Source organism: Rhodococcus shunpengi, from assembly GCF_048381395.1.
Lineage (GTDB): Bacteria > Actinomycetota > Actinomycetes > Mycobacteriales > Mycobacteriaceae > Rhodococcus.
Genome location: NZ_JBLWIU010000002.1, coordinates 1 through 21,393 on the forward strand (window position 1 = coordinate 1; position 21,393 = coordinate 21,393).

Annotated in this window: 15 protein-coding genes, 4 pseudogenes and 1 other annotated feature; of the genes and pseudogenes, 10 read left to right on the plus strand and 9 right to left on the minus strand. The window is 61.9% G+C overall.

Going from position 1 to position 21,393, the window contains the following annotated elements; genetic code table 11:
- Together ACNJ7K_RS00010 and ACNJ7K_RS00015 are read left to right on the plus strand one after the other, a co-directional pair.
- Positions 1-226: hypothetical protein (locus tag ACNJ7K_RS00010; RefSeq protein ID WP_487040934.1), on the plus strand; the 226-nt coding region annotated here is incomplete at its 5' end.
- Positions 227-654: 428 nt separating this feature from the next.
- Complete coding sequence (locus ACNJ7K_RS00015; RefSeq protein WP_487040935.1) at positions 655-3,453, plus strand: DUF4365 domain-containing protein; 2,799 nt, start codon at positions 655-657, stop codon at positions 3,451-3,453.
- 225 nt (positions 3,454-3,678) lie between these two features.
- On the opposite strand, the gene ACNJ7K_RS00020 is transcribed toward ACNJ7K_RS00015, so the two are convergent.
- The gene (locus tag ACNJ7K_RS00020) at positions 3,679-4,044 is read right to left on the minus strand and encodes a hypothetical protein (protein ID WP_487040936.1); all 366 of its coding nucleotides are present in this window, start codon (positions 4,042-4,044) and stop codon (positions 3,679-3,681) included.
- Positions 4,045-4,399: 355 nt separating this feature from the next.
- On the opposite strand from ACNJ7K_RS00020, the gene ACNJ7K_RS00025 reads away from it, so the two are divergent.
- Together ACNJ7K_RS00025 and ACNJ7K_RS00030 are read left to right on the plus strand one after the other, a co-directional pair.
- Positions 4,400-4,987 (plus strand): transposase, encoded by a 588-nt coding sequence (locus tag ACNJ7K_RS00025; protein WP_487040937.1) that lies wholly within the window; start codon positions 4,400-4,402, stop codon positions 4,985-4,987.
- A gap of 87 nt (positions 4,988-5,074) precedes the next feature.
- Positions 5,075-5,215 (plus strand): annotated as a pseudogene (locus ACNJ7K_RS00030) (ISL3 family transposase); the annotation flags it as partial.
- A gap of 347 nt (positions 5,216-5,562) precedes the next feature.
- Here the strand turns inward: ACNJ7K_RS00030 and ACNJ7K_RS00035 are convergent.
- From ACNJ7K_RS00035 to ACNJ7K_RS00050, 4 genes and pseudogenes are all read right to left on the minus strand, one after another.
- Positions 5,563-6,570: a DUF4365 domain-containing protein gene (locus ACNJ7K_RS00035; RefSeq protein ID WP_487040938.1), complete on the minus strand. Its 1,008-nt coding sequence runs from the start codon at positions 6,568-6,570 to the stop codon at positions 5,563-5,565.
- A 369-nt stretch (positions 6,571-6,939) separates the two neighbouring features.
- Positions 6,940-7,611, minus strand: a complete 672-nt coding sequence (locus ACNJ7K_RS00040) for an HNH endonuclease (protein WP_487040939.1) — start codon at positions 7,609-7,611, stop codon at positions 6,940-6,942.
- A gap of 408 nt (positions 7,612-8,019) precedes the next feature.
- Positions 8,020-9,265: pseudogene (locus ACNJ7K_RS00045) on the minus strand (IS256 family transposase); the annotation flags it as partial.
- Between the two features lie 240 nt (positions 9,266-9,505).
- Entirely contained in the window at positions 9,506-10,063 is a 558-nt protein-coding gene (locus ACNJ7K_RS00050; protein WP_487040940.1) for a DUF2510 domain-containing protein, read from the minus strand.
- Between ACNJ7K_RS00050 and ACNJ7K_RS00055 the strand changes: the two genes are divergently transcribed.
- The 4 genes and pseudogenes from ACNJ7K_RS00055 to ACNJ7K_RS00070 all read left to right on the plus strand — a co-directional run bounded on the left by ACNJ7K_RS00055 (position 10,062) and on the right by ACNJ7K_RS00070 (position 15,241).
- Positions 10,062-12,305 carry an AAA family ATPase gene (locus ACNJ7K_RS00055; protein WP_487040941.1) on the plus strand — a complete coding sequence of 748 codons (2,244 nt, stop codon included), beginning with the start codon at positions 10,062-10,064 and terminating at the stop codon, positions 12,303-12,305. The genes ACNJ7K_RS00050 and ACNJ7K_RS00055 overlap by 2 nt on opposite strands.
- A complete protein-coding gene (mcrC, locus tag ACNJ7K_RS00060; protein ID WP_487040942.1) occupies positions 12,302-13,354 on the plus strand; it encodes a 5-methylcytosine-specific restriction endonuclease system specificity protein McrC in 1,053 nt (350 codons plus the stop codon). Before ACNJ7K_RS00055 ends, mcrC begins: the two co-directional genes overlap by 4 nt.
- Positions 13,355-13,515: 161 nt before the next feature.
- Positions 13,516-13,934 (plus strand): annotated as a pseudogene (locus ACNJ7K_RS00065) (IS21 family transposase); the annotation flags it as partial.
- Between the two features lie 54 nt (positions 13,935-13,988).
- A protein-coding gene (locus tag ACNJ7K_RS00070) for an IS3 family transposase (RefSeq protein ID WP_487040951.1) occupies positions 13,989-15,241 on the plus strand; the annotation gives its coding sequence in 2 pieces (ribosomal slippage) (positions 13,989-14,277 and positions 14,277-15,241; 1,254 coding nt in all).
- Positions 14,267-14,398, plus strand: a sequence feature (AL1L pseudoknot). It overlaps the preceding gene by 132 nt.
- A gap of 15 nt (positions 15,242-15,256) precedes the next feature.
- Here ACNJ7K_RS00070 and ACNJ7K_RS00075 read toward each other — a convergent pair.
- The 3 genes from ACNJ7K_RS00075 to ACNJ7K_RS00085 all read right to left on the minus strand — a co-directional run bounded on the left by ACNJ7K_RS00075 (position 15,257) and on the right by ACNJ7K_RS00085 (position 17,593).
- Positions 15,257-16,150 carry a hypothetical protein gene (locus ACNJ7K_RS00075; protein ID WP_487040943.1) on the minus strand — a complete coding sequence of 298 codons (894 nt, stop codon included), beginning with the start codon at positions 16,148-16,150 and terminating at the stop codon, positions 15,257-15,259.
- Between the two features lie 106 nt (positions 16,151-16,256).
- Entirely contained in the window at positions 16,257-17,102 is an 846-nt protein-coding gene (locus tag ACNJ7K_RS00080) for a hypothetical protein (protein ID WP_487040944.1), read from the minus strand.
- Positions 17,099-17,593, minus strand: coding sequence for a hypothetical protein (locus ACNJ7K_RS00085; RefSeq protein WP_487040945.1), 495 nt, complete (start codon positions 17,591-17,593; stop codon positions 17,099-17,101). Before ACNJ7K_RS00085 ends, ACNJ7K_RS00080 begins: the two co-directional genes overlap by 4 nt.
- 1,032 nt (positions 17,594-18,625) lie before the next feature.
- On the opposite strand from ACNJ7K_RS00085, the gene ACNJ7K_RS00090 reads away from it, so the two are divergent.
- Positions 18,626-19,117: a hypothetical protein gene (locus tag ACNJ7K_RS00090; protein ID WP_487040946.1), complete on the plus strand. Its 492-nt coding sequence runs from the start codon at positions 18,626-18,628 to the stop codon at positions 19,115-19,117.
- Positions 19,118-19,597: 480 nt separating this feature from the next.
- Positions 19,598-19,795, plus strand: a complete 198-nt coding sequence (locus tag ACNJ7K_RS00095; RefSeq protein ID WP_487040947.1) for a hypothetical protein — start codon at positions 19,598-19,600, stop codon at positions 19,793-19,795.
- A gap of 198 nt (positions 19,796-19,993) precedes the next feature.
- Here the strand turns inward: ACNJ7K_RS00095 and ACNJ7K_RS00100 are convergent.
- Positions 19,994-21,245 (minus strand): annotated as a pseudogene (locus ACNJ7K_RS00100) (IS701 family transposase).
- Positions 21,246-21,393 lie beyond the last annotated feature (148 nt).

Genomic DNA, 21,393 nt, shown 5'->3' on the forward strand with positions numbered 1-21,393 from the left:
GCTCGACATCGAGATTTCATGTGTGACACTGTTCTTCATCGTCACCTTACATGCCACACCGGAGAGCATCGACAGGGTTGGACGCGCTGCGCGCGCCGCGCACACCACCGCCGCTGCTGACTCCCCGTCCCGACATCATGCTCCCATCATACCCCACACCCCAAGACAGCACCAGATGATCAAAAACACGCACAATCACCAATCCCGTTATACACCAAGTGCATAACCCAATATTACCGAACCGCCATGCGCATTACGCCGGTGAAACCGTACACACCAACATAATTAACAACAACTATTGCGCCACAACGCATTTAAAAAAACACGCCGAAAACAGCACCCGACCGCGCCCCCACCACCCCACACACCCCGACACCGACCCAACCCACACCCGCCGGCACCACCACCGCCGACACGGCAGGGTCTGGAACGTTCACCACGACGCTGCGGGTCGCCACCTCGGTCCACTCCGATCACCACCGCGCGCATTGAGCCGCTGCCAAGGGCATGGGGAGTCGCTGATACTTCCACAGCCGCGATCTTCGCTCAATCACTCATCGTTGCTGTCGGTAGTGGCCCCTAATGTGGATCTCGTCGATGCTGTGAACAACACACGACGATGATCTACGGTGGATCAGCAGCGAAGGAAGAGCCGTGGCCAGGAGGGCGAACCAGAACGAACGCACCGGCAATGCCGGTGTGGCTGCAGTGGACTATCAGCTCACCAAGATGGGATGGCAGCCATACAGGACCTCCCAGGGAGAGCTCGGTATCGACCTTCTCATCGAGGCTCGCGACGACGGCCTCTTCGATTACGGCCTCATGATCGCAGCGCAAGTCAAGACAGGCCCTTCGCAGTTCAAACCCAAGAAGGACCACACCGGACAAATCGTGGGATGGTGGTTCGAAGACACCAAGGGCGAGCACCTGCCATATTGGCGTGACCACGTGCTGCCCACCATCCTGATCCTCCACGACGAAGACACCGAGACCTCTTACTGGGTGCACGTCACCGCCGACTCGATCCAGTCCACCGGACTAGGAATGAAGATCCTTGTACCGAAGGACTCGACCATCGACCTGGACCACGTCGATGCTTTGATGGACGTCGCTGCCAGTGGACGACCGGCGTCAATCTGGGAAGGCAGCGCCTGGAACAGCCACGCACCTATCGGGCGTGTCAATCGGCTCCGCTATGCCTTACTCACGCCGCGGTTGGTCGCGCCTCACCCCAATCTCGGGGTGAACAAGGCTACCCCGTTCGAAGCTATCGCTCTGCTCGTCAAGATGCGACTTCGCCCCCTTCAACCTCCTCTCCCGGGCCGGGAAGCCGCCGTTCCCGACCTCGATACCTGCCGGACCTCATCCGAGTGGCTGTGGCGTCTGTATGCGGCTTTGTACGACGTGCTCGTCGACGGCAAGGACATCGATGCGGTCCGAAACCTCATCGAGGCAACGTCCAAGCCACACGAGCGGGCCGCGGCCAGCGCAATCGTCTGCGCACTACACGTCGAAAATCAAGATCCTCGAGCAGGCTTGGTCATCATCGAGCAGGCACTCGACACCGCCGACGACTACTACACCCCCGCTGACCGCTACTGGCTGCTCGTGCACAAGGCACGCTGCCTCACCGAACTCGGAGAACTTGACCCAGCCAGCAAGCTTGCGATCGAAGTGCAGCGCCTGCGCACCCTCGAACCCAATGACCCCACTGCCACCGCAATCGCCGGTGCCGGCACCGACATCATTTTCAACGTCAGCGGGTGGCGCAGCGACCTATCAGGAGTGATCGCCGGCCGCGACACACTCGCCGCGTGGTGGCGCAGCCAAGAGATCTCCTCCGGGCTTCAGCAACACTTCGACGACCACTTCCGCAACTGGGCGACACACACCGCCGCCATACGCGGCGACGGTGAGACATGGTTCCGGCTACGCGCGGCCAGCTTGATCGCAGGCATGACGGCCGAGCATTCCGCCTGGCGTCATGCCTCTGCGCTTCTGGCCAAGCACATCCTCACCTTTGAAACGGCTTCGTCAGATGCAGACAAGACCACCACAGCGCTGACAGCGCTGCGCCGCGCGGGCGATAGCAAAGCGCTCGAACTCGCCGTCAAGAGACTTCTCGATGCCGGTCCCGCGTCTGCCGCACAGGACGCCGCCGCCGAGGTCGATCTCAACACGTCGACCCGTACGTCACTTCCCGCTGATCTCAAGCTTCTCGCCGCGGCGGCCGATGTACTCGACCACAACACCGCGGATCGAACGTGCCGATGGATCCTGTCGAACCTCGCCGATCTCGACGGATTCGTCGAGCGCTTTCAACCCATCTTCTCCGCAGACCATGCACTGCTCGAGACGCTGACACGCCTTGTTCCAGCGCTGTCCGACACCACTCTGCGAGAGCTGATCGACCACATTTTGTCTCTACCCTCGAATGGAGACGTGGGATGGGGACATGATTGGGCCCGGATCGTACAAGCTATCCCCTCCACAGCGTGGACCCCGGACGATCGCGTAGCACTTGCTGCCCGAGACAACGACGATTCCGAGCTCCGCCATGCCATCTCCACGGTCGTGGCCGAAGGCAGCTCTTCCCACCGCGACCGGCTTCGCGCCGAAATTCGTGAAGGGAATCTCGATGCTCTCGAGTCGTTCGGAGACGTGCGCGATCTCGACCCTGAGACCGTCGAAGGGCTTTGTGACCATCTCGGACGTCGTATCGACAGCATGATCACGGACATGGGACGGGGAACATTCCGCATCTCTGCCCACGATATCGGCGCCACCCTGGTCCTGATCAACGTATGGCACCGCGACCACGCCCGATGGGAACCCGTCCGCAAGCTTCTGACCTTCAGCGCCTCGACTTGGATGACTTATCTCAGCGGAATGCTGACCCATCTACGACGCCTCGCCGACCACATCCCCGACGACATACGCGTAACTCTGGTCGGCCCACTTCGAACCCTGATGCTCACCGGCGTCTCAGATCATCTGGTCAAGGAGGACGTGCGTGGCCTTGCCGCCGGTGCCCTCGCCGCGATCGATCCCGACTCCATCACCGACACTGAACTGTGGGAGTTGATGTGCGGCCCCACCCGCGAACACAAGGAAGCTGCCATCAGAGTCATCGCCGCCCGAGGACTCGATAGAGCCGTCGACACATTGTGGTCCCTCTCCCGCGACAAAGACCCCTGGATACGCGCGATCGTGGTCAATCAGCTCACCTTCGCCTCCTCTCAGCACGACGACCCACGCCTTTCGGCACTACTGGAACGACTCCTGGACGATCACGGAACCCTCACCGCTCGCATGGCCGCTATAGCCCTACGTGATGCTCCACGATCCGAGCCTGGCGATCGCCTGGCAGAACAGTTGCGCAACCACATCTCGGCTCAAGTCCGACGCTATGTCGCCAAGTACGAGGCGGAGGAAATGCAAACCGCCCACTGATTGCAGTGGCACCAGTTGAACCCAGAAGCACAGCGGTGGCGCCGAAGTGGTCGAGTCCGCTGACGCGGGGACCATCAACGGCGCAGAATGCTCCGGGCGCATCGTCCGATGGCCCCCGGGACGTGCGAGCCGACCGGTTCTGTGCTGCAACATATTCTGCTCACACGAAGTGCTCTCGCACCGGTAGCGGGATACCCGTGCCGCCGTCTCCCGCAGGCCAGCCCATCACCTCAGCAGGCCATACCCGTTCGACCACTTCGGGCGAGGATTGTCCGGCGGGGTCAGGTTGTGACGCGTGGTCGAGTCGACAACACCGGCCGTCCGCTCGGCCGCCTTTCGTGCTCTCCTCGACAGGCGCAGGTACTTGCCATACCATTCCGGCGGAAAGCTCAACTTGTCGAGCATCTCGATCTCGATCCGGCCCGGCGACACCTCGGTAAGCATGACACTGGCCGGGTTGTACTTCCGACTGATCAGCGGAGCTTTATGGGTTTCGCAGTGCCTGACAATCTTGCAAGTACGGCTGACGTTGGTGACTCGCCAGCCCTTGCGAGCGAACTCACGGACGGCAGCATCGAGGGCGGCGGACATAATAGTTGCCCCTTGGAGACGGCAAATTAGTTTCCAGGTAATACGACCGATAACCGCAGATTATCCGCGGCAGACTGTAGTTCGATCCTTTGTTCGAGCCCATACATGGCCTCGCCTACATCGCTCAGACCAACAGACAGTTGACCCAAATTGTAGAGGCGCACGACGATGCCGACCACTAGGCCGTGTTTCAAATGTGGTTCTGCCGAGGGGTTCACTGCCCCGCCTGGCGTGTCATGACAACTGAATGAGCGAGGTCTCCGGTAGAGGGTTAATCGACCAAGACAAACCTGAATACCGGAGACCTCGTGCCCAGCGTAGCGGTACCGGGGCGGGCGGATATGACCGACGCGCAGTGGGCGCGGTTGGAGCCGTTGCTGCCGCGGGGAAAGAAGGCGGGCCGGCCGCCGAAACGAAACGCCAGCTCATCGACGGGATCCGGTGGCGCATCCGCACAGGATGCCCGTGGTGGGACATCCCGGACCGGTACGGACCGTGGCAGACGGTGTACGGACTGTTCCGGCGCTGGCAACGCGGCGGGGTGTGGGCGCAGATCCGCACCCGAGTGCAGGCCCTCGCCGACGCTGCCGGCGGACTGACACAGCATCGGACTCTGCGAACCACGGCACTGACCACGATGATCGAGGCGATCGGCCTGGCCGTGGCCGGTCACGCCGGCGCCCGCCTCGCAGCCCGACTCGGGGTACACGTCAGCAGGGACACGTTGTTGGGTGGCGTGCGCGCCATCTCGGATCGGTCAATCCAGCAAACTTCGATCCTGGGAATCGACGACTTCGCGCTGCGCCGCGGCCACGTCTACGGAACGGTGATCGTGGATCTAACCTCGGGACGACCGGTCGATCTACTGCCCGACCGAGCCAGCGACACCGTCTCCACCTGGCTCCAAGCACATCCCGGTGCCGAGATCGTGTGCCGTGACTGAGCCGGCGCATATGCAGAAGCCGTCCGGATCGGCGCACCGGACGCGGTACAGGTCGCCGACCGATGGCATCTTTGGCGCAACCTGAGGTGGATCGCCAAAGAGTTGCTGCGCGACCTGCTGGCCTGCACCACCCGTGGTGGGCTGCGGTACGAAATCCGGGCCGAGTTGTATCGGTCCTACAAGCCCGGTGCCGCGAGTGCCGTCACCGTCACTACGCGATCTGCGCGTGCAACAGCCGGCCATTGCACACGAAGGGGACATGCCCTCTTTACTGGTCACAGCTGTTTCAGGCAGTGCGGGCAATCTCTACGGCGAGGCGACCGTCCGCAGTCGGGGCGACACGAGAGTCGATGCGCAGACCGGACTTGCGGACCGCGGCGATCTTCCCGGTGCGCAGATCACGGGGCGGCGACGTAGTCCATCCGGCGCTTGTCGCGGTCGTAGACCTTGTAAGTGAGTCACTCTCCCGGCTCGGCGGAAGCCAGCGCGTTGACCTCCACCGCAGCGAACTCCTGCCGAGTTGGTGTCCGATCAGGCACCGAACACCTCGTCGACGGACGCCTACCGCCCTGAGATTAATTGGGCAGGAGGGTAGCTAGCTGAGTAGGCAGCATCTTTTCCCGAACCATTGCCTCATACGTATCCGAAGAACTTGCTACTGATTCGTATAGTGCGTTTACACGATGAAGCTTGCCTACCATATCAAACCATTCTCTTTCATTAGAAATCGAATCCGGATCACCGGAAACGGATTCGATTATAATTTTCATTTCATCAATCTGCTCTCGCACTATGTCCATTAGACCGATCGTGGGGATCGCCTCCGATCCCCATACGTCCAACGCGATATTATCGGAGTAGTAGAACGAAAATAGCTCTTTCAATTCAAATACCTCTCGGAGCGCTTTGCCATCCCGATCGAACGCGTGAATGATGGCCTCGGTAGCGTATTTAATCTCCTTACATTGGGACCTGAATGCACTGAAGGCTGAATAGAACTTTGCGCGCTTGGCCAGTACGGAGAGGTAAATCCATGACGACTCATTTGAAAGTACGGAACTAGTTGGTATATGGACGGTTACCGCCTTACCGTTTCTCCACCTTGGCCGGAAGATCGGCAGCACCTTAGATATCCAGTCGTTAAGGCAAATGAAGTAAGGAACTCGTGTAGCCATGTCAACGACTACAAGTACCACCGGGACAGCCGCTCCCATCCTCCTCACGGTCTCAATTTCTTCAACTTCCAGACTATACGAAACTACTTCCAATTTTTCAAATTTTTCGGATTCATCATCGCCTGATTGCAGAATCGAATGCGGCTTTGATCCCACACTACGAAATGGATCTATCCAGGAGGTTTTTACCTTTTTCTCGGTCTTCACTTGAGCAAATATGTGTTCACCCAGCGCATCCCAAGACCCTGACGCCTCTGGTGCATCCCCAAACATTTCGATATGCAAATCCAACCCGTAATCAGGACTTATTTCCCTGCATACCCAGTGCTGCGGCAACGAAGATTTCGTGATAGTGACGCCGAATTCACCCTGCACATGAACAGCTACCCTCCGCTTTGGACGAGCCATTGATCCTCCTTATTGATGGATTCTCAAGTCATTAATTGACATTCGAGGTAGTAGGAACAGGCTGTAATTCTAATAACCAGCAGCGGAAGTCCTCCAACACTCCCTCAGGATGCGGCGCTATCAAGTGCTCCTGGATCTCCCGATACCGTGAGCGCTCGGTTCCGAGGCTGAGCAAAGGGTCTCCCGCATCTGCACTGCCGCAACCAGATCCAGGCTCGTTGCGCTGGGCGACAAGGACGTTCATCTCTGTGTGATGCCAGTAGGCACTCTTTGTACTTGATCTCCTCCGTCCGGCCCAGTGCTCGACGCTGATGTCCGTCGTCCACGACCCGCGAGGTCAGGGCTATCGCGCTACACCCTGGCAACGTTTCAACCTCGGTGTTGCTGCCAATGCAACTTAAGCCAGTGACGATGAACCTTGGTCAAGGAGATCTGAACTGGTGTGCCGTGCAACGGAGTGTAGTTGGGATATCCACGAAGCTCCTCAGTCAGATCGATTACCCTTGCGTCGTCAACCGCCAGCAGCCCTATGTCGAATAGTCGGTGAAGATCCCGGCGCAGCAGCAGTCCTCCCTGGTTTCGGTGTTGCCCAACCTTCGCATAGCTATACAAATGCCCAGCCTCAAGCGCTTCGGGGGGACATGGCCCCGTCAGTGCGCATTGATTGCCGTATTTGTCAAGCAGCTGGGCGCGGAAGGCGCCTTGCCCCCGACGGATGCGCGTCATTGCGGTCGTGTGACCCCCAGCAATCTGCTTGCCGGCAGCTACGAGGGCACCGAAGGGATCGCCCGTCGTCACCCTACGGATTGCTTGCTGGAATGCATCCCATCGGAGTCGCCGGAAGCTGTCCTGAGCCTTCGGGCTAACACAAAGGGCTCGAAGTTGCCGTCCGTCGAGAAGCCCCTCTAGTGGCGTCCATGCTTGAGCGTGGTTACTTCGGTAGGTCTTGACGTCGACCGTTTCGATCTTCGGAGACTCGCCGAACTCTGCACCACATTTGTCGCACTTATACCGGGGAAGTTTTTTCTTACGCTCGACCACTGCTGCACGGTCGCAATGGTGCACCGCGCTCGCTTGGCCTTACCCTCTCCAAGTTCAATCTGTTCCACAATGGACATACCGAGGAGGATCTTCTTGTCCCACAACACTAAGACATCGCCAGGTTGCACCGTGGCATGATGGGTGACCAGGCTGTTCCAGCTGTAATGCGATTCAGGATTATCGTCGTACTTATCGCTGCCTACCAAACGTCGGTAGTCCGACGTCGTTGAAAGCGTCAACCAAGCCGTCCGGCCATTACTGAGTTGCACCTACCCTTCCTAGCAGTCAGTCACCGGACTCCGTCAAGGTTGCATCCATCAAGCCGGTAGCAGCGGTGGCCTGGCCGGGAGTGTCAGCTTTCCGGTGGATCCGGTTCTGGCGCATCGGTTTAGTTCTCACTCGGGTGATCCGGCCCTCGAACGTGATAGCGAAAGCGTTCAGTGGCGGCTTCCACCTCGCTGCCCATCGTGCTCTTCCCTTCCCGGTCGGGTCCAGAGCCCGGGTCGCCAAGTACAGACACTTCAACGCGGCTTGTTCGTGGGGGAAATGTCCGCGGGCCCGGGTCGCCCGGCGGTATCGCGCGTTGATGCTCTCGATCGCGTTGGTACTGCAGATCACGCGTCTGATCTCCGGGTCGTAATCGAGGAACGGCACGAATTCGCTCCACGCGCTGTGCCACAACCGGATGATCGCCGGATAGCGCGGACCCCATTTCGCGGCGAACTCGTCGAACCGCTCGCCGGCCGCGACCTCGGTAGCTGCCGTGTAGACCGGCCGCAGATCCCGGCTCATCTCGTCCCAGTACCTGCGTGACGCATAACGGAAGGTGTTGCGCAGCAGATGGATCACACACGTCTGGACGATCGCCTGCTCCCACACCGTGGTGATGGCCTCGGGTAGACCCTTGAGTCCGTCACACACCACGATGCACACGTCACCGGTGCCGCGGTTCTTGATCTCGGTCAGGACGGCGGGCCAGAACTTCGCACCCTCGCCGCCGTCACCGGCCCACAGTCCCAGGATGTCGCGGTGCCCGTCGACGGTCACGCCGATCGCGACATAGACCGGCCGGTTGGTGACCTGCCCGTCGCGAATCTTGACGTGGATGGCGTCGATGAACTTCCGCCGGATACACCGGGTCGAGCGGCCGGACGGACCACTCCGTCATCTCGGCGAGCACCTTGTCGGTGATCTTGCTGATCGTCTCCTTCGACACCGTCGCGCCGTAGACGTCGTCGAAGTGGGCGGCGATCTCACCGGTGGTCAGCCCTTTCGCCGACAGCGACAAGATGATCTCGTCGACCCCGGTCAGGCGCCGCTGGCGTTTCTTGACGATCTGCAGATCGAACGAGGCGTCGGTGTCTCGCGGAACCCGGAGCTGCACTGGGCTGATCTCGGTCAGCACGGTTTTGCTGCGCCGGCCGTTGCGGGAGTTTCCGTTGTTTCTCCCTTCTATCTGGTGTTTCTCGTAGCCGAGGTGCTCGTCCATTTCCGCTTCGAGGGCGGTTTCGAGCACCGAGGCGGTGAGTTGGTTGAGTAGTCCGTTCGGGCCGACCAGCTCGACGCCGTCGGTCTTGGCCTGGGCGAGCAACTGCTGCGCCAGCTGCTGGGGATCGATCTTCGGCTGATCCATAGGATCGAGTGTTTCGGTCATGATCGTGCCTTCTCGCCAAGCAAGTTCGGCGTGTCGGCCAAAACCAGATCAACCTTTATTCCGACAGTCCCGCCTGGCCGCCGAAGTGCGAAAGTAAGCTGCCTCTATGTCGTCCATGCGGTCAAAACAAGGAGGCGGACGGTGCTGCGTGAGCGTCGAGGGATGCCCGCGCATGGGGTCCCCGAAGGGGTCAGCTGGGAAAGATCGATCACCTGGTGCCAGGACAACGTCCGCCTTCCTTCAACCCCTCGCGCTGGTGTCTACAACGTCATGACCCGCAACAACTAACACGCTCACGGCGACGAGCGCCAGTAGGATTTTGCGCACGGTGTGCGATTTCTTGAGCGGCTGCGGTATTGGCGGAGGTGGTCCGCTGTTCTGTACACGTTCGGTCCACTGAACTCCGTTCCACCATCGCATGACACCGGACGGGTCAGGGTAGTAGCCGGGTCCGGTGAACCGGTGCCGCCGGGATTCGATGCGTCGGGCATCGGTGGAATCCTTCCGCCGGTGGAGGTTCGGTGTCAATCGAACATGACCGCGGCAAGGGTGTCCGGTTGCCGTCTTAGTCACGATGTAGTTCCGAGTCGATGACGTGAAGTCTTCAAGAGGCGCAGACGCTTCCCGGGTGTCGAGCTCGACGATGCCCAGGAGTTGTTCGGCTGTAGCCCTTGCGTATCGGCTCGTTCGACTCATCGTCGACAAGTGCCCTATGTCCTTGCCGCCGCAACTAGAGGGGTTTTCATCGCAAAATGCGAGGGCCCCAAACCTTGCAACGATCAGGCAGACTGCAGACATGGCCAATGATCATTTCGATGTCGACTCAGAGTTTGCCCTTGAAGCTTCGCGTCCGGCCCCTGACATGAAGATCGCGCGCGAGATTGGCGAGGTGTTCACTCACATGCTTGGAGATGGTCGGTCCGTGATCGACCCGGCGACCACGATCTGGACAGCTGAGGCGGCAGAAGAACTTCGGGCCAGAATTGGGGACAACCCCATCGTCGGAAAGGACCAGGGCCAATGGGAGAAGCTCGATCAGCAACTCCAAGAAGCATCTCGTGAGGTCGTGCTCCTTGCGGCCGAACTCGTCTTCCTGCGAGAGCACGCGATTCGGTCGGCCCGCCCCGAGACACGCAGGGCCCATGTCGACCGGGTGCTGACGCATCTCGACTCCCCCTGGGCCATCCCGGCGCCAATGTCGACCTGGCTTGCCCGCCCAGCCGGGACCGCAGGGTTCGAACCGGGTTCCTGGTACAACGGGGCACTGTGGCGACACGTCATTTGGGCTTCGACCTTCGTGCGCCACTGGAACGACTTGTCGGAGGCCGAGCGCGACTCAGCACGGACCGATCCGTGGGAGCTGCAGCGTGTCATGCTCACCTCCGGTGACGACCGCTCCGACATCCGCAACGCGCTGCAGTTCCTTGCTCGACCCCATGTGTTCGAGCCGATCTCTTCGGCCTCGATGAAGCGGACAATCCGTGATGGTCTGGCCGATCGGATCGGCGGGGCGTCGGGCGACACTCCTGGCTCGATCGACCGCGATCTACTCGCGATCCGCGCCGCCCTCGCCCGCGAGATCGAGGGACCGTTCCACTTCTGGACACCTGGGATAGCAGAACTCTGGGACGACTCCCGCGCCCAATCGGACCTAACAGGCGTTGAGATCGGTGAGCTGGTTGAGCCTCGTCCACGCCACTACTGGCTCTACTCCCCCGGCCCGCAGGCCGCGGAGTGGGGCGAATTCTCGTCCACCGGCATCATGGCGATCGGTTGGGACGAGCTCGACGACCTCGCTACGTACCCGAGTCGAGAGTCGATTCGACAAGCGCTCGACGTCGAGGGAACCGGCAGGTCGTTGCGAAACGACGTTCTTGCGGTCTGGGAGTTCCAGAACGAGATCGCCGTAGGCGACATCATCTATGCCAAGCGTGGGCGGCGCGAGATCATCGGGCGCGGTGAGGTCACCTCCAGCGCTCGGTTCGAGCCGGGTCGCACCTCGTATCGCCACGTGCGCTCAGTGAAGTGGACCCATACAGGGTCCTGGGAGCACCCTGGGGATGCCGCAATCAAGACACTGACCGACATTACGAGCTATCACGACTACGTCGAGAACCTTGAAGAGCTCATCGCCGGTGAGGAAGAGCCGGAATTGCTCGAGACTCCGACGCCCCTTCCGACCTACGACAAGGCAGCATTCCTCAAGGAGGTCTATCTGTCGGAGGAGCGATACGAGCGATTGCGCTCTCTGCTGGCGCGGAAGAAGAACGTCATCCTCGCTGGCCCGCCCGGCGTCGGGAAGACCTTCGCCGCAAAGCGCCTGGCATACTCGATCATGGGGGTGAAGGATCCGAGTCGGGTCCAGATGGTCCAGTTCCATCAGAGTTACTCGTACGAGGACTTCATGATGGGATACCGGCCCACCGAGACCGGTGGTTTCACGCTCGCTGAAGGGCCGTTCTATCGATTCTGCGAGAAGGCCCGCGCAGACGACACCGACCGGCCGAACTTCTTCATCATCGACGAGATCAACCGCGGCAATATCTCCAAGATTTTGGGCGAGCTGCTCATGCTTATCGAAGCCGACAAACGCGGACAAGAAATCCGACTGTTGTACAAGAACGAGAGATTTTCGGTCCCCGCCAACGTCCATATCATCGGCATGATGAACACCGCCGACCGCAGCCTTGCCGTCCTGGATTACGCACTGCGTCGTCGCTTCGGATTTTTCGAGATGACCCCAGGCTTCCACTCGGCCGGATTCACCCGCTGGCAGCAAGACGCTGGAAGCCCCACACTCGACCGCCTCGTCGAAGTTGTCATTGACCTCAACAAGACCATCGCCGACGACCCCGCACTCGGCCAAGGCTTCGCCATCGGACACAGCTTCCTCTCCAGCCCTCCAGACGACGCCTCCGACGATGAATGGCTGTACTCGGTGGTCGAGGACGAACTCATCCCCCTCCTCGACGAGTACTGGTTCGACGAACCGACCACGGCCGAGGAGTGGGCCGGCCGGCTCAGGGCCGCCGTCGCATGACCGAGAGATCCATCGTTATCCGCAACGTGTACGTGATGATGGCTTATGCCTTTCGAGCGATCCGCAGCGAAGGCAGCGACCGAATCGCGGCCGAGGCCTTCGACCATCTTCACGACCTGTTCGCGGAGATCGTCGTGCGTGGCGTCGGCACACAGGTCAAGCGCGGCCTTCACCACGACTACCTGCACCGCAGCGAAACACTCGCCACCATTCGCGGCCGCATCGATATCACTCGCACCGCAGCCACTCGCTCTACGCTCCGAGGCAGGCTGGTGTGCGAGTTCGACGAGTACGAACTCGACACGCCCCACAACCGGGCGCTGAAGTCGGTCATCGTCCTACTCCTTCGCCACGGTGAGGTCGCCGCACCGCGCCGGGCTGCGCTGCGTCGGCTCCTGCCGTATCTGGACGCGGTGACGCTGATCGCGCCGACATCGATCCGCTGGGGCGAACTCACCTACCACCGCGCCAACGCCGCATACCGGCTGTTGCTCGGTGTCTGTGAACTGATCGTCCGCGGGCTCCTCCCCATGCAGGACGCCGGAAACGCCAAGCTCACCTCCTGGGTCTCGGACGACGCGATGAGCCGCTTGTACGAACGATTCCTGCGGGAGTACTACATCGTCCACCACCCCGAACTCTCCCCCACCGCATCCACCGTCAAGTGGGACTACGACGACACAACCGCACTCGGAATCGAACAGCTCCCGGCAATGCGCACCGATGTCACGCTGCGGCGTGGACACCGGGCACTCATCATTGATGCGAAGTATTACGGCCAATCGATGCAGACCGGGATGTGGGGCAAGCCGACTGTCCACTCGGCCAATCTGTACCAAGTGCTGACATACGTAAAGAACGCCGACGTGAACCGCGACGGCTCGGTTAGCGGACTATTGCTCTACGCGCGAACCGAAGCACCTGCGCAGCCCGGACTAGACGTCGTCGTCCAAGGCAACCGCATCGGCGCTCGAACACTCGACCTCAACCGCCCGTGGAACGAACTCAGCGCTCAGCTCGAAGACGTTGTCACATGGCTTCAGAACTAACACGTTGTTCCTACGTGGACGTCATGCATCGAAGCTGACTTCCACCCCGTATTCCGCCACAGAGAACCCTCTGTCGGCGGCGGATGAGGACTGGTGATGGCGCTCTGATCCTGCTCAGTCCTGCTCACCGAAAGTGCTCACCCGTGTGGCCCCGCTTTCTCATGTTGACATGGGACGAGAGACGTGGAGATTCACGCACTGCACGAACGAGGCTGGACGACCTCGGTGATCGCCCGGCACACCGGCCGAAACCGGCGCACGATCCGCAACTACTTGAACGGAACCGCCACCCCCGGACATCCGTAACTCAGCTGGTAAAGACCCATTTGAGCAGCTCGTCGCCGATGTCAGAGCCCGTCTGACCGAGGATCCGCATTTGTGGGCGCGGACCTTGTGCGACGAATTCGAGGACCTTGGTTACACCGCCTGGTATCAGACGCTGACCCGCCAGATCCGGCAGCGACAGCTCCGGCCCGTCTGCCAGGCCTGCGCGTGCGCGATCGACCGCCCCAATGCCGTCATCGAACATCCGCCGAGGGTAGAAACCTCGTGGGACTGGGTCGAATTGCCGACTCCGCCTGGTGTCGCGTACCGGGTCTGTTGGAGGGTCTCATCACACGGAAGGATGAGATCCATGGGAGCACCGCGAAAGTACCCGGAGGAGCTGAAGGAACGAGCGACGCGGCTGGCAGTCGAGGCACGCCGCGATCCAGGATCGAAGACAGGAGCGATCAAGCGGATCGCCGAGCAGTTGGGCATCCATCCCGAAGCCCTGCGCACCTGGGTTCGTCAGGCCGAGATCGACGGTGGTGTCCGCCCCGGCACCACCACCGACGAGGCGAAACGCATTGCCGAACTCGAACGCGAGAACCGAGAACTGCGCCGTGCCAACGAGATCCTGAAAACAGCCTCGGCGTTTTTCGCAGCAGCGGAGCTCGACCGCAAACTCAAGTGATCGTCGACTACATCGACGCCCACAAGACCGATTACGGGGTCGAGCCGATCTGCAGAGTCCTCACTCGGACCGGTGTGCAGATCGCCCCGTCGACGTACTACGCAGCCAAAACTCGCCCGCCGTCGCCGAGGACGGTTCGCGACGCGGAACTGGTCGAAGAAATCCACCGGGTCCACGGCGAGAACTACGCCGTCTACGGAGCCCGTAAGGTCTGCGCGGAGCTCAAGCGGCAAGGGATCCGGGTCGCCCGGTGCACCGTTGAGCGACTGATGCGCGCCGAAGGGTTACGCGGCATCGCCCGGTCGAAGAACCCCCGGACCACGATCGCCGCAGCGGACACCGACAGGCCCGCTGACCTGGTCAACCGCGGATTCACCGCCTCAGCACCGGACCAGCTGTGGGTCGCCGACATCACTTACGTCCGCACGTTCGCCGGATGGACCTACGCGGCGTTCGTCATCGACGTCTTCTCACGCCGCATCATGGGGTGGCAATTGTCGACGAACCTGCGCACCGATCTCGCACTCGATGCATTGGAGATGGGCATCTGGACCCGCGAGCATGCAGGTCAGGGCCTGTCGCAGTTGATACATCACTCCGACCGCGGAGCTCAATATCGAGCTATCCGCTACACCCAGCGCCTTGCCGAGGCCGGCGCGGTCGCTTCGGTGGGCAGCCGCGGCGATTCGTATGACAACGCCCTCGCCGAGGCGTTCAACTCGCTGTTCAAGGCCGAGCTGGTCCGTAACAAGGGACCGTGGCGCTCTATCGATGACCTCGAAATTGCGGTGGCCGAGTACATCGATTGGTTCAACCACCGCCGCCTGCACGGCGAGATCGGGATGATCCCACCCGTCGAAGCCGAACAGTCCTACTACGATTCACATAGTCCCGCCGGAACAACCGAGCGGGTCATCGAGCGCCTCCACTGAAGCCGGGGCGCAACATTAGTGTCCGTTGGCGGTCCCGGGAAGCCCTCCGGAGACCACACGGCCCACACCGTTCGCAGCCTTGACCGCCCGCGGGTTGCGGTGAACAGCACCCGAGGCCGGCGCCGCGGCAGGCAACTGCTCGCGTGCATTCTTCCGCAAACGTTCCACTTCCCCGGCTCGAAGCCCGAACGTATCGTGTTGCATGTCGTCGGTGCGCGTCCCTTTACGGCGCCCTGCAGCATCCACGCCCCGACCAGCATGGTTCGTGCTACGCGAGCCGCGGTGAACGTTCTTCGATTTCCTTTGCGGGTTTCGCTTGTACTGCTTGCCGCGTTGCGGTTCACCCGAAGAAGCTCGTGATGCGTTAACAGAGGCCGACGTGTTCGGCGCGCTGACCGATGCGGGGCGTATCCCGTCTTCTCGCAGCTCATGGGTGATAGCCAGCGCGTAGCGCACCGCCCGAATCGCCCGCCGGCGCTGGCGTGGGTCCGAGTTGCCTAGCGTGCCTCGTTGCGCCTGCAGCAATGCAGCATTCCGTTCATCGAGGCGTACACGCGCCTGAACAAACAGCTGGTCCGGTGGCACCTCAATGCGCAGTGTGCGGCTGATCAGCCCGATCACTTCACTGGCAGCGTAACTCGAAGGCGCTGTGATCCCGAGGTGGTCCTCGAGTTCCTCGGCGAGGTTGAGCGCGACCACAGCATGGCGGAATGCGCGTGGGCGCAGAATCTCCCGGTTACGCGAGCACTGCATCTCGTTCGCCGTCGCGATGGCTGTCTCGATCTGCTGTAGCCGCTTGTCTTTGATCCCGAGTGTCCGACATCGGTCTGCGATTGCCCGGGCCTTCTTCATCACGATGTTGACTTCTCGGTGCCGCACGGCAGTGGTGTAGTAATCCCCGTTGCTCATGGCGACTCCTTTTCCTACCAGTGGGCCGGAGTGGACAAAGCGTGCCATATCCAACCGACGAGAATCGCACATCTGCTGTCACCGCTCGAGGGGTGGAGCGGGGCGGTCAGTTTCGAAGTGGAGGGACAGCCCGGGGGCACACCTGCTTTTTCATGGCGTTGATGGTCTCGGCGATCTCCTCTGCCCTGGTGGTCCACCAGTCGTCGCAGTAGAGCTCTGCCAGCTGCGCGCACAGCACGGTGGTGGCGCGTGTGAGCAGGTCGAAGGCCAGGCACGCTTGGGCAACGATGACGGGCTCATCGTCGGGGTAGTCGATCCGGTCCGGAACGGCGTGCACATCGACCGCTGAGACAGGCAGTCGGCCGGCCTCGATGTCGGCTGCTGCGTACACGGACCGGATCAGCTCGTCCACGATGAAACATCCGCTGCCAGGCCGGGAGTCCACCATCGGGTGCTCGACCGGTGGGATAGATGGAGCTGTGTCCACGCCGAGGATCTGCGCGATGTGAGCGCTGAGCATGTTCTCGGCGCGTAGCGAGTCGAGGGCCAGCATGCTGCCGGCGTCGACGAGCGGGGAGGTCGCCAGCCGGGTCAAGGTGCGCAGGTCCGCCGCGGCGGCGGTCAGGACCGCCCATGTCGATCGGTGGTGGCAGTGGGTCAGCAAGGCGGCGGCGTCGCACACGGTGGTGCAGATCCGGCCGAACAGGGCGGTGCTGCAGGTGACCTCCAGGTCGGGTTCGGGCAGCAGCGGCGCGGTGTGGCCGGCCAGTCGGGTACGTGCTTCGCTGTGCAGTGCCTCGAGCGGGACGTCGAAGGATGCCTGCACGGTGGCGACGGTGGCGGCGACGATACGGGCGGTGCGGTCGATGCGGCGGTCGGCGGTGCGCGCGCGGGGGAGCTGCGCGACGAACGCGTCGAGCAGCTCCCCCACCGGCCGGTGCGAGATGCTCACGCGGCGTCTCCGGTTTCTCCCGTCGCGGTGCAGCGCTGGTAGGCGGCTCGGCCGAGCCGATGGGTCCAGGTGCGTTCCTCCGGTAGGAAGATCCCGCCGCGCTGCCCCCAACATGCGGACTCGAAGCGGACATCGGCGGCGAGTACTCGTCGTGCCGCGGGCAGCAGGTCCCGATCACCGGTGAACGCCACGATCACCTCGGTGTGTCCGGAGCGGGCCGCATCGTCCATGGCGAACGCCAGACTGGTGTCGACTTCCTTCTGACGGAAGCCACCGTCGGGCAGGTATTGCAGCGGTCGCAGGTGAACGATCACCTCGGCGGAAGCTTCGACCTGGTGTTTCCAGGCGAGCATTCGGTGGTGGTCGAGCGGTCGGCGGTCCGGGTCGTGGAGGCCGTCGAAGACGTGCACGGTACCGAGTTCGCTGGACCGGTGTCGCAACGCCAGGATCTCGCGGGTGGTGGCGAGAGGATCGGGGGTGCGAGATCCCACGCGCCAACCGAAGGCTGTACGTGCCGAGCGGATCACGTACCCCATGTCGAGGAACACATCGACACGGTCCGCGACACCGGGGTGGATCCGATCGGCCGATCTTGCGGGTCCGGGGTGAGCACCAGGTGCAGCTGGGGGCAGATGGTGCGGACATGACGGGGCAACGGGGAAATGCTCATGGTGATCCTCGATCCGAATGGTGTGGGAACTTGGTGGTTTCGGTGCCGGCAGACACGACATTAGCGCACCAGAGGGGCAGGCCGCACACGCGAAATCGACTGCGCCGCAATGCTTCAATGAAACGTTTGTTTGCGGTCCATTTTCTTGATAGAAGGCCTAGAAGTAAGTAGGGACTGTGATTCTTTATTGGCTTTGCGGCCAAAAAGCCGGAAATATAAAGAAAATTCGACGACCAGTGATAATGCTCTCCGATGGACCTCGCCTCGGCAGCATCCGCCCGACCGCGAAGAGGGCGGGGACGCTCGTCGCGACAGTGAAATATAACGATATTGTATCGACTGGAGTGACAGTCGTGACTGAGGCGCATATGGCGGCCATATCTGATCTACCCGCAGGCTCTCGGATCAGAAGCGGGGGCCTCCCTGCGTTGCTCTAGACCGCAGGTGTCGCGGATGGCGCCGACCGCCAAAACCGGGTTCTGAGGCCGTGTCATATCGTCGGGCCCGATCATTTTCCGGCTATCCGGCTAGCAGAGGGTGACGCTGCCGCCGGTGAGGTGAGGGGCCGCGATGACACGAATACGGCTCGCACCCAGGCCAGCACACCACATCCGACAGATCGACCTCCGCGCTCCACGATGACTCCTGGATAACCCGCTCGAGCAGGCTCAGAAAGTCCGACAGCATCTCCAGATTCGGACCGCCGTAATCGGCGATCTTGCTTGGCCGGTGTTGCCGCACACCAGTTCGAGATTCCGCCATCACCATTAAACCCGGATCGTGATGGCGGATCGTTGGCACTGGGACGCCGGTCCTCGATACCGTGGAGCAAAGCCCGACTCCGGAGGACAGAATGCCGAAGCGAGCCGCCAGCGGGCGCACTATCGCACTCGAGGAAGCTATCGCCGCCGCGGGCGACGAAGGAGCCGCCACCCTCGGTCTTCCCGACAAGGTCGAGCTAGGGCAGGTCGCGTTCACCTTCATGTTCGACACCGGAGACGGATTCTCTGCACAAGACATCACGTTCGACTGGGAGGGTGTCGCGTGGCTCACCTGGTCCCAGGACATCTCCGAACACGAAGGCGGACTGTCCGCCGGCTCGAGTTCCCCGGTGCATGGTTGGGCCTCGTGGAGCAATGGATCCGATCTGCTCCTGGCCTACACCTGGCCCGAAATCTCCATCGGCGGATGGGCGCACGTCCCCGGCGCTGCGCCAGGGGAAGAAGGCGAACATCCAGAAGATGCACTATATGAACCGCAAGCTTGGGTCGAGCTCGCCAGGACGATCGTCGGTGTCCTACACGAAGGCGAAACGTCGGAGTGGACCGGTCGAACCTACCGTTAGTACGCCCGCGGCAAGTGCCCACATCGCACCGACTTACGTCCGCAGGTGGGTGAGGTCCCCAACCCCTCATATCGTCTAACCGAATGAGCCAGCTCAGGTGTCGATCCTTTCTAGGAAGAAGCGCTTCCAGCTCTGGAGTTCCATAGGTGAGTAGTGCAATGCCTTCCGTGCTGTGGTCACTCACGTCGCCGAAGGTCACAGCGCGCGTGTCTACAGGGCGCTCTGAGGTGCGGTAGGCGCCGGCAGAGGTTGTCCCGGCTTGGCTCGAAAACGAATGGCTGGGTATCGGTGTGGGCGTGGTGAGCCGGTACAGGCCGAGCTTCTCCTCGACCGGCTCCAACAATGGTGCGGTCAACGGATTCGTGGTCAGGGTCTGTTCCAGATCAGACAGTCCGAGATCCCCCTGCAGCATGGGGGAGGTTCTACCTCGTCGGCCGAGTCCGGGGCGGTGCCGAGATCGGTCACCTGCACCGCGCGAGTATGGAGCTGTTCCACTTCGCCCTTGAGTGCGTCGACCTGGTCGACGACGGCTTCGTCGCTGCCGTCGCCCAACGCGAGTTGTTCGATGGCCTTTTCGATGTTGCCCAGGACCGGGGCGGCGTCACCAACAATGTCGGTGACGTCGCCGTAGTCTTCGGCGATGCCTTCGTAGACGCGTTGCTCGACGTGTCGGCGTAGAAATAGTTGGTGACCTGGATGTGCTCGTAGCTGGCTCCGATCCGGTCGACGCAGCCGATGCGCTGTTCGACGCGCATGAGGTTCCATGGCATGTCCTAGTAGGACTTTGTTAGGTCGGGAAGGTGTGATGGCAGGTCGGGCAAGTACCGATCCAATACGCCAGTGCGCGGTGGAGTTCATGCACAATGCGGTAGAGAGTCAGTCCCGCCCGACCGCTTTTGGGTCGATCAGTCGCAGGGACATCAGGAACAGGTGCTCGGCGGTGACGAGGGTGACGTGATGGTGCCAGCCGAGCCAGAAGCGACCCTCGAAATGATCGAGTCCGAGACCGGTTTTCAGTTCCCGGTAGTCGTGCTCGATACGCCAGCGGATCTTGGCCAGGCGCACCAACTCCGACAGCGGGGTGTCCTCGGGCAGGGTGGCCAACCAGAAGTCGGTGGGCTGCGCCGCGCCCGCCGGCCATTCGGCCAGCAGCCACGCCTGCGGTAGCACACCGTCCTCATCGCGGGGAATGGTGCGGTTGGCCGGGCGGATCCGCAGTGCCACAAACCTCGAGCGCATCGCCGCGGCCGGATTGCCCGGACCGGTCTTGATGCCGCGGCGCCAAGTGATCTCGGTCAGCGCTTCGACACCGGCAGCGAGCACGAGGTCTGTGCAGGTCACCGCCGCCGGGTCGCGTCGGGTCGGCGGCCGCCCGCGCCCGGAGTACGCGGCGGCGGCCGGGACCGCGTCACCACGATGGGCGAGGGTGGCGCCCTTGACCACGACGACGTAGGCCACGTTGCGGTCGGTCAGAGATTGCCGGAAGGTGGCCGAGTCGCCGTAGCCGGCGTCGGCGACGATCACCGGTGGGTCCAGCCCCACGAGATCAGCTCGTCGAGTATCTCGAGGGCCATGACCGCCTTGGAGCAATACCGCTCATCATCGGGAATCGCGTTGCGGCGTCGGCGGGCCGTGGTCGCCGCGGCCGCCTCCGGATCGTCGCAACGCTGATCTTCCCAGTTCTCGGGTAGATACAGCCGCCAGTCCAGGGGTGCGGACGCGGTATCGGTGGCGGCGTGCACACCGACGGCGACCTGACAGTTTCCGACCTTGCCCAAGGTGCCCGAATACTGCCTGGCCACGCACAGTGAGGCATCGCCGTCCTTGGCGAAGCCGGTGTCGTCGATCACCCACGCATCCGGCGATCAGATCACACGCCCTGTGGGAGAGCGTCTTCCGGACCGGCACCGGATCCCACGGGGAAGTGGTGACGAACTGCTGCAGGCGTTGGTTATCGATCCCGAGCCGGCCGGCCCTCGGCTGCATCGACTTGCGGCGACCATCGAGCATCAACCCGCGCATACACCCCGGCCGTCGCTCGCTGATCCTTGCGATCGAGCGAAGAGAACACCTCGTCGACGCACACATCGAGACGCTCACAGACTTCGGTCAGGGCTGCGGAATCCACCCGGTCATCTCGCCGAATCCCGAGGCCCCACACCAGGAAGTGGTGAACCTAACAAAGTCCTACTAGTGGCTCGTCACGGATTGTTGACCGGGTAATCCGCGGCTGACCGACACGTCCACGGCAGACTGTCTCCGAGTCGAGACAAGGA

Excerpts from the sequence above, each read along its gene's own strand:
- ACNJ7K_RS00020 (WP_487040936.1), bottom strand. The coding sequence starts at position 4,044 with ATGTCCGCCGCCCTCGATGCTGCCGTCCGTGAGTTCGCTCGCAAGGGC.
- ACNJ7K_RS00035 (WP_487040938.1), bottom strand. The coding sequence starts at position 6,570 with ATGGCTCGTCCAAAGCGGAGGGTAGCTGTTCATGTGCAGGGTGAATTC.
- ACNJ7K_RS00055 (WP_487040941.1), top strand. The coding sequence starts at position 10,062 with ATGGCCAATGATCATTTCGATGTCGACTCAGAGTTTGCCCTTGAAGCT.
- ACNJ7K_RS00095 (WP_487040947.1), top strand. The coding sequence starts at position 19,598 with ATGGAGCTGTTCCACTTCGCCCTTGAGTGCGTCGACCTGGTCGACGAC.
- mcrC (WP_487040942.1), top strand. The coding sequence starts at position 12,302 with ATGACCGAGAGATCCATCGTTATCCGCAACGTGTACGTGATGATGGCT.
- ACNJ7K_RS00075 (WP_487040943.1), bottom strand. The coding sequence starts at position 16,150 with ATGAGCAACGGGGATTACTACACCACTGCCGTGCGGCACCGAGAAGTC.
- ACNJ7K_RS00050 (WP_487040940.1), bottom strand. The coding sequence starts at position 10,063 with ATGTCTGCAGTCTGCCTGATCGTTGCAAGGTTTGGGGCCCTCGCATTT.
- ACNJ7K_RS00090 (WP_487040946.1), top strand. The coding sequence starts at position 18,626 with ATGCCGAAGCGAGCCGCCAGCGGGCGCACTATCGCACTCGAGGAAGCT.